The organism is Nocardioides aquiterrae (assembly GCF_039526625.1).
Taxonomy (GTDB): Bacteria; Actinomycetota; Actinomycetes; order Propionibacteriales; family Nocardioidaceae; genus Nocardioides; species Nocardioides aquiterrae.
In genome coordinates this window covers 173,788-181,335 of the sequence record NZ_BAAAJE010000007.1, presented here as the reverse complement: position 1 = coordinate 181,335, position 7,548 = coordinate 173,788, and the positions used below count along the sequence as shown (strand labels likewise).

Sequence of the window (7,548 nt, the reverse complement as noted above, 5' to 3'; positions counted from 1 at the left end):
TCGGGCCCAAAACGTGCGGTTGGTGACCAATCCGCGCACCTAGGGGACGACCCCGGCGGCGCCCGACGGCTCGGCGACCAGGTGCTGCGGCGCCCGGAAGCCGGCGGCGGCGAAGGCGGCGTCGATGGCGTCGGCGACGTCGTCGACGTCGGCGGACGGGACGACGGCGATGGACGAGCCGCCGAACCCGCCGCCGGTCATCCGGGCGCCGATGGCGCCGGCGGCGACCGCGGTGGAGACCGCCAGGTCGAGCTCGGGGCAGGAGATCTCGAAGTCGTCGCGCATCGAGGCGTGCGACGCGGCGAAGAGCGCGCCGACCGCCGACCACGACCCGGTGGCCAGCGCGGCGACCACGTCCGAGACCCGCGCGATCTCGGTGACGACGTGCCGCGCGCGGCGCCGCACCCGCTCGTCGGTGATCGACGCGAGGACGGACAGCGACGCCGAACGGAGCGTCGGTACGCCGAGCTCGGCCGCGGCCTGCTCGCAGTCCGCCCGCCGGGCGGCGTACCCGCCGTCGTTCAGCGCGTGCGTCACCCGGGTGTCGGTGACCAGCAGCGCGACGTCGGCGAGGGGCAGCGGCACGTCCGACGACGCGCCGGAGGTGAAGTCGATGAGCAGCGCCGCCCCCGGCGAGGCGAGCATCGCCACGGTCTGGTCCATCCCGCCGGTCGGGGCGCCGGCGACCTCGGTCTCCGCCCGGATGCACGCGTCGACGACCAGCGCCCGGTCCAGCGAGACGCCCGCCACCGCGCACGCCGCCACCGCCACCGCGCACTCGAGTGCCGCCGACGACGAGAGGCCCGCGCCCAGCGGCACCGTTCCGTGCACCAGCACGTCGACGCCCGGCACCGGGACCCCGGCCGACCGCAGCGCCCACAGCACACCGGCGGCGTACGCCGCCCACCCCGATGCCGACGAGAGCGACGCCAGCGTGCCCTCCCAGGGCGTCGACTCCTCGACGCTCGCGATCCGCACCACGTCGTCGTTCCGCGGCGACATGGCGGCGTACGTCGCGTGGGGGAGCGCCACCGGGAGCACCAGCCCGCCGTTGTAGTCGGTGTGCTCGCCGATCAGGTTCACCCGCCCGGGCGCCCGGCCGACCACGGCGGGGTCGGCGCCGTACGCCGACCGGAACGCGGTCGCGGCAGCAGCGGACAGGGACCCCGGGTCTCCGGATGCGACGAATGGCACCGGACAAACCTAGACTGGTGCGACGTGCAGTTCCTCGACGCGTCTCCGCCGCCCCACGACCTGACCTACGACGACGTCTTCATGGTCCCGCGGCAGTCCGCGGTCGCCAGCCGGTACGACGTCGACCTGGCCACCAGCGACGGCACCGGTGCCACCCTGCCGCTGGTCGTCGCCAACATGACCGCGATCGCCGGCAAGCGGATGGCCGAGACCATCGCCCGTCGCGGCGGCCTCGCGGTGATCCCGCAGGACATCCCGGCCGCCGTCGTCGCCGACGTGATCGCGTTCGTCAAGTCGCGGCACCTGGTCTTCGACACCCCGATCGAGCTGGAGCCGCACCAGACGGTCGCCGAGGCGCTCGCGCTCATCCCCAAGCGCGCGCACCGCGCGGCCGTGGTCGTGAGGGACGGCCGGCCGCTCGGCGTCGTGTCCGAGGCCGACTGCGTGGAGGTGGACCGGTTCGCGCAGGTCCAGCACGTCATGCAGCCGATCGCGGTGCTCCTGCAGGAGGACGCCGACCCGCGCGAGGCGTTCGACCGGCTCGACGCCGCGCACGCGAGCCTCGCGGTCGCGGTGGACGGCGACGGCCGGCTGCTCGGGGTCCTGACCCGCACCGGTGCCCTGCGCGCCACGCTCTACGACCCGGCCGTCGATGCGCACGGCGGCCTGCGCGTCGCCGCCGCGGTCGGCGTGACCGGCGAGGTGGTGCCGAAGGCGAAGGAGCTGCTCGACGCCGGCGTGGACTGCCTGGTCGTCGACACCGCCCACGGCCACCAGGAGCGGATGCTCGAGGCCCTCGCCGCCATCCGGGGGCTGGACCCGCAGGTGCCCGTCGTGGCCGGCAACGTCGTGTCCGCCGAGGGCACCCGCGCGCTGATCGAGGCGGGCGCCGACATCGTCAAGGTCGGCGTCGGCCCGGGCGCCATGTGCACCACCCGGATGATGACCGGCGTCGGCCGGCCGCAGTTCTCGGCCGTCCTGGAGTGCGCCGAGGCGGCCGCCGGGCTCGGCAAGCACGTCTGGGCCGACGGCGGCGTCCGGCACCCGCGCGACGTCGCGCTCGCGCTCGCCGCCGGTGCGTCCGCGGTGATGATCGGCTCGTGGTTCGCCGGCACCCACGAGTCGCCGGGCGACCTGATGCTCGACTCTGACGGACGCGCCTACAAGGTGTCCTTCGGCATGGCCTCGGCCCGCGCGGTCGCCAACCGGACCAGCGGGGAGTCGGCGTACGACCGCGCCCGCAAGGGCCTGTACGAGGAGGGCATCTCCTCCTCGCGGATGTACCTCGACCCGGCCCGGCCGGGCGTCGAGGACCTCGTCGACCAGATCTGCTCCGGCGTCCGCTCGGCCTGCACGTACGCCGGCGCCGCCTCGCTCGCGGAGCTCCACGAGCGGGCGGTCGTCGGCGTCCAGTCGGCGGCCGGGTTCCACGAGGGCCGGCCGCTCGACACGAGCTGGTAGCTCAGGCCTCCGGGTCGCGGTCGACGGCGATGACGAAGTCGTCGCCGTGCTCGGTCACGCCCGCGATGACGGCCGCCTCGACCGCCTCCTCGGCGTACCGGCGGCGCACCATCATCGGGTCGCTGCGCAGGTCCTTCACGAGCGATACCGCCAGTCCGACCATCACGACGACGAACGGCAGCGCCGCCACGATCGTGATCGTCTGCAGGCCGGTGAGCGCGTCCTGGCCGCCGACGAGCAGCATCACGGCGGCGACCGCACCGGTGGCGACGCCCCAGAAGATCACCGTCCCGCGGCTCGGGTCCTGGGTCCCGCGCTCGGAGAGCGTGCCCATCACGATCGACGCCGCGTCGGCCCCGGACACGAAGAAAATCGCGACCAGCAGCATCACGACCACGCCCGCGACCGTGGAGAGCGGGAACGACTCCAGCGTCGTGAACAGCTGCGACTCGATGCCGCCGGCGCCGGCGATGTCCGTGCCGGACTGCTGCAGGTCGATCGCCGCGCCACCGAAGATGCAGAACCACACCAGGCTGACCAGGCTCGGGACCAGCAGCACGCCGGTGACGAACTGCCGGACGGTGCGGCCGCGCGAGATGCGGGCGATGAACATGCCCACGAACGGCGTCCAGGAGATCCACCACGCCCAGTAGAAGACCGTCCAGGACTGCAGCCAGGTGCTCGTCTCGGAGCCCTCGGCGCCGGTGCGCGCGGACATCATCGCCAGGTCGCCGACGTAGCTGCCGATCGAGGTCGGCACCAGGTTGAGGATGAAGACGGTGGGCCCGAGCACGAAGACGAACAGCGCGAGGGCGATCGCCAGCACCATGTTGATGTTCGAGAGCCACTGGATGCCCCGGGCGACCCCGGACACCGCGGACAGGATGAACGCCGCCGTGAGGACGGCGATGATCCCGACGAGGACACCGTTGCCGACGCGGCCGATGCCGCCGACGATCTCCAGGCCGCTCTGGATCTGGAGAGCACCGAGGCCCAGGGAGGCCGCGGATCCGAACAGCGTGGCGAAGATGGCCAGCATGTCGATGACCTTGCCCCAGGCGCCGTGCGCGCGCCGGCCGAGCAGCGGCTCGAACGCCGCGGAGATCAGCTGCAGCCGACCCTTGCGGTAGACGCCGTAGGCGATCGCGAGGCCGACGACGGCGTAGATCGCCCAGGGGTGCAGGGTCCAGTGGAAGAGCGTGGTGGCCATCGCGTGCTGCGTGGCCTCCGGGTTGTTCTCCGGGCCGGTGCCCGGCGGGGGCGTCGCGAAGTGGGTGATCGGCTCGCTGACGCCGTAGAACATCAGCCCGATCCCCATGCCGGCGCTGAACATCATCGCCACCCAGGAGACGGTCCGGAACTCCGGCTCCTCGTCGTCGCGGCCGAGTGGGATGTTGCCGAACCGGCTGGCGGCCAGCCAGATCACGAACACCACGAACGCGCTCGCCGTAGTGACGAACAGCCAGCCGGTGTCGCGCATCACCCACGAGAGGGCGTTGCCGGAGGCGGTGGCCAGCGAGTCGGTGCTCAGGAATCCCCACACGAGGAACAGGAGTGAGACCGCGGCGGTCACGCCGAAGACGACCTTGTCCAGGCCACGCTCCGGTGTCGCCTCGTCGACGTGGTGGTCGAGCGCGGGGTGGGGGATCGGGTCTGCGGGGGGTCGGTGCAAGGTGCTCACCGCGGACGGGTACCCACCCTCAGGGGTGAGTACCCGTGAGTCGGCTCACCCGCGCGAGCTGCGCTCGGTCCGGCCGCGCACGATGCCGATGAACCGCTGCACCCATGGGTCGTCGTTCTCGACCAGCCAGGCCAGGCCCACGGTGGTGGTCGGGAGGTCGGTCACCACCCGGTGCGTGACGTCGCGGCGGTGGTGCAGCCGGGCGATCGACATCGGCACGACGGCGACGCCGGTGCCACTCGCGACCACCTCGACCGCGTCCTTGACCGACATCGGCGGCCAGGCGAGCTGGTCCGCGGTCGGCGTCCAGCCCGAGCGCTCCGGGATCACCAGCTGCTCGTCGACCAGGTCGGACGTCGTCACCTCGTCCGCGAGCGTCAGGACGTGCTCGGTGCCCATCACGGCGACCGGGAGCTCCTCGTACAGCGGGATCAGGTGCAGCCCCTCGCGGTCCACCGGCAGGCGGACGAGCGCCATGTCGAGGGTGCCGGCGCGCACCCGGTCCTCCTGCTCCTCCTCGTCGAGGGGGACCAGCTCGAGCGGGTCGCGGGAGTACCGGTCGCGCCAGGCCCGCGCCCACTTGTCGGGGGTGGCTCCGGTGACGAAGCCGACCCGGAAGTGTCCGAAGGCGGCGCTCACCCGGTCTCCCCGAACTGCTCGACGCGGATCGTGTCCGCGACGACGCCGCACTCCTGCAGCAGCCGGGTGGCGTACGACGCGAACCCCACCGACCCGCACACGTACGCCCGCTCCGCGCCGGCGACGTACGCCCTCATCTCGTCGGGGTACGGCGGCGCCGCGACCCGGTCGCCCCCTCCCGCGAGGGCAAGGTTCTCCCGGGTCAGCGCGACGAACGCGCCGTAGCGCTGCAGCTCGGCGGCGTACGGGAGCTCGTCCCAGGTGCGGGCGACCACCACGACCTTGAGGCGGTCCTGGAGGCCCAGCCGGCGGGCGACCCGGGTCATCGCGACGACCGGCACCACGCCGGACCCGCCCGCCACGCACACGGCGGGCACGTCGCCCTCCCAGACGAACCAGCCGCCGATCGGGCCGCGCAGCTCCAGCACGTCGCCGACCTCGGCCACGTCGTGGAGGAACCCGGACACCTCGCCGCCGGGCAGGCACTCCACCATCAGCTCGAGCAGCGGGTCGTCGGGGTCGGACGCGATCGAGTAGGACCGCTGCGCGGTGTAGTCGTCGGGGGCGCGCAGCCGGACGACGTAGTGCTGGCCCGCCAGGTGGTCGACCCGGTCGTCGACGTGGAGGCGCAGCCGCACCAGCCGGTCGGTGGGGTGGTCGAGCTCGATGATCGTGCCGGTGGTCCAGCCGCCGGCCGGGGCTGGAGCCACGTTACGGATCTCCTTGATAGCGCTGCTCGAGCCAGGGGTCGCCGCGGTCGTGGTAGCCGTTCTGCTCCCAGAACCCCGGCCGGTCGCGCTCCATCAGCTCCAGCCGGGTGACCCACTTCGCGGACTTCCAGAAGTACAGGTGGGGGACCAGCAGCCGCACCGGGCCGCCGTGGCCGGTCGGCAGCGGCTTGCCGTCGACCTCCCACACGACCCAGGCCTTGCCTCCGGTGACGTCCGCGAGCGGCAGGTTCGTGGTGTAGCCGGTCGTCGAGTGCGCCATCACGTACTTCGCCTCGGGCAGCGGCACCGCCACCTCGAGGAGCGTGTCGACGCTGACCCCCCGGAACGTCATGTCGAACTTCGACCAGGTCGTCACGCAGTGGATGTCACCGACGTACGTCGACTCCGGCAGTGCGTGGATCTCGCGCCACGTCCAGCTGTGCGGGCGGCCGACCAGGCCGTCGACGGTCATCGTCCAGCTCTCCACGTCGAGCCGCGGGGTCGCCTCCGCGGTCAGCGTCGGCCAGGAGCTGCCGGTGTCGTACTGCCCCGGGGGCAGCCGGTCGGGGCGCTCGGGTCGCTTCTTGCCGAAGAAGCCGCGGGTGACGGGCACTCGCCCAGTATTGCCGAGGGATTCACACGGGCGTGATCGGGAGCGACCGCCGCGGCTCGAACGCGAACGACGAGCCGGTGCTGAACCGGGTCACCGCGACCTCCTCGGCCTCCGGCGCCGGCTGGTCACGGCGGACGACAGTGGCCGTCCAGCGCTCCGGCGACCCCGTGACCTCCACGTCGAGGTGCGGGTCGACCGCGCGCAGGATCGCCTGCAGCGGCCGCTCGCGGCCGGGGCCGCACAGGGTGATCCAGGCGGCGTCCTCCCAGGCCGGCGAGGGCCGCACGGTCAGCGCGTCGCCGGCCACCCTCGCGTCGACGTACGCCGCGGGGTTGAGCAGCGGGTGCAGCTCCAGGGTGCGCAGGGCGTCCGTCCCGAGCGCTCGCGCGATCCGCTCGGCGGCGATGCCGGCGACGCCGACGAGCTGCTTGGTGACGAGCTCGGTGGCCTCCTCGTCCGAGGCCGCGCGCTGCCGGACCGCGTGCCCGAACGACAGGCTGAGCAGGTGCATCTGCAGGCACACCTCGTCGGCGATCCGCACCAGCGCCGAGTGCGAGAACGCCGCGAAGTCGACGTCCGAGACCAGGGGGCCGGAGTAGTCGGCCGCGCCCTCCCCGGCGGGATCGATCGGGTCGAGCTCGAGGCGGGCGGCGTTCGTCCGCGCGATCACGTGGTACGCCGGGAGCGGGTCGACTTCCGGGTGCGTCTCGTCGATGGTGACCGTCCACGCGCAGTGCGGGTGCCGGTCGGCGGCCAGCTCGTCGGCACTGCGTGGCGGGCGGTGCACCGGCCGGACCTGCGCCTTCGGGTTGGTCGCCACCGCGGTCGCGTCGAACGTCGGGTCCTCGATGTCGTGGCACATCGACCGCACGTACGCCTCGCCCATCGGCTCGACGTCCATCAGCGCGCCGCAGTGGTCGAGGTGGAACGTGCCGTGCCAGGGGTCCTGCACGTCGTACCGGAAGTCCATGAACTGCGGGGGAGCGCCGATGTCGAGCTGGAGCCCCTTGAAGATCGTGACCACGTCGGTGCCCTCGTAGCGCAGCGCGCGCTGCATGCGCCGGGTGTAGACCGGGCTGGCGCCGGCCCACTCCTCGATCGCCACCCGAGCCATCTCCTCGCGGCCCCACGCCGCGATGCACCAGGCCATGCCGGAGCGGTCGATCAGCTGGCCGATCAGGAGCAGCTCCGGCACCAGGACCGCCAACTCGGCCCGGCTCAGGCTGGCGTAGGTGCTCGGCATGTCTCTC

General features: G+C 73.1%; 7 protein-coding genes. 1 reads left to right on the top strand and 6 read right to left on the bottom strand.

The window, feature by feature from the left end:
* Positions 1-39: 39 nt before the first annotated feature.
* The gene (galK, locus tag ABD086_RS10975; RefSeq protein ID WP_343907566.1) at positions 40-1,194 is read right to left on the bottom strand and encodes a galactokinase; all 1,155 of its coding nucleotides are present in this window, start codon (positions 1,192-1,194) and stop codon (positions 40-42) included.
* A 24-nt stretch (positions 1,195-1,218) separates the two neighbouring features.
* Here galK and ABD086_RS10970 point away from each other — a divergent pair, with 24 nt between their 5' ends.
* A complete protein-coding gene (locus ABD086_RS10970) occupies positions 1,219-2,655 on the top strand; it encodes a GuaB1 family IMP dehydrogenase-related protein (protein WP_343907565.1) in 1,437 nt (478 codons plus the stop codon).
* Between the two features lies 1 nt (position 2,656).
* On the opposite strand, the gene ABD086_RS10965 is transcribed toward ABD086_RS10970, so the two are convergent.
* From ABD086_RS10965 to ABD086_RS10945, 5 genes are read right to left on the bottom strand one after another with little or no spacing between them, the layout of a single operon-like run.
* Positions 2,657-4,336 carry a BCCT family transporter gene (locus tag ABD086_RS10965; protein WP_343907564.1) on the bottom strand — a complete coding sequence of 560 codons (1,680 nt, stop codon included), beginning with the start codon at positions 4,334-4,336 and terminating at the stop codon, positions 2,657-2,659.
* A gap of 45 nt (positions 4,337-4,381) precedes the next feature.
* Positions 4,382-4,975: a LysR family substrate-binding domain-containing protein gene (locus ABD086_RS10960; protein ID WP_343907563.1), complete on the bottom strand. Its 594-nt coding sequence runs from the start codon at positions 4,973-4,975 to the stop codon at positions 4,382-4,384.
* On the bottom strand, positions 4,972-5,685 hold the full coding sequence (locus tag ABD086_RS10955; RefSeq protein ID WP_343907562.1) for an FAD-binding oxidoreductase: 714 nt from the start codon (positions 5,683-5,685) through the stop codon (positions 4,972-4,974). Before ABD086_RS10955 ends, ABD086_RS10960 begins: the two co-directional genes overlap by 4 nt.
* Before the next feature lies 1 nt (position 5,686).
* Positions 5,687-6,298: a sulfite oxidase-like oxidoreductase gene (locus ABD086_RS10950; RefSeq protein ID WP_343907561.1), complete on the bottom strand. Its 612-nt coding sequence runs from the start codon at positions 6,296-6,298 to the stop codon at positions 5,687-5,689.
* A gap of 22 nt (positions 6,299-6,320) precedes the next feature.
* Entirely contained in the window at positions 6,321-7,541 is a 1,221-nt protein-coding gene (locus tag ABD086_RS10945; protein ID WP_343907560.1) for a hypothetical protein, read from the bottom strand.
* Positions 7,542-7,548 lie beyond the last annotated feature (7 nt).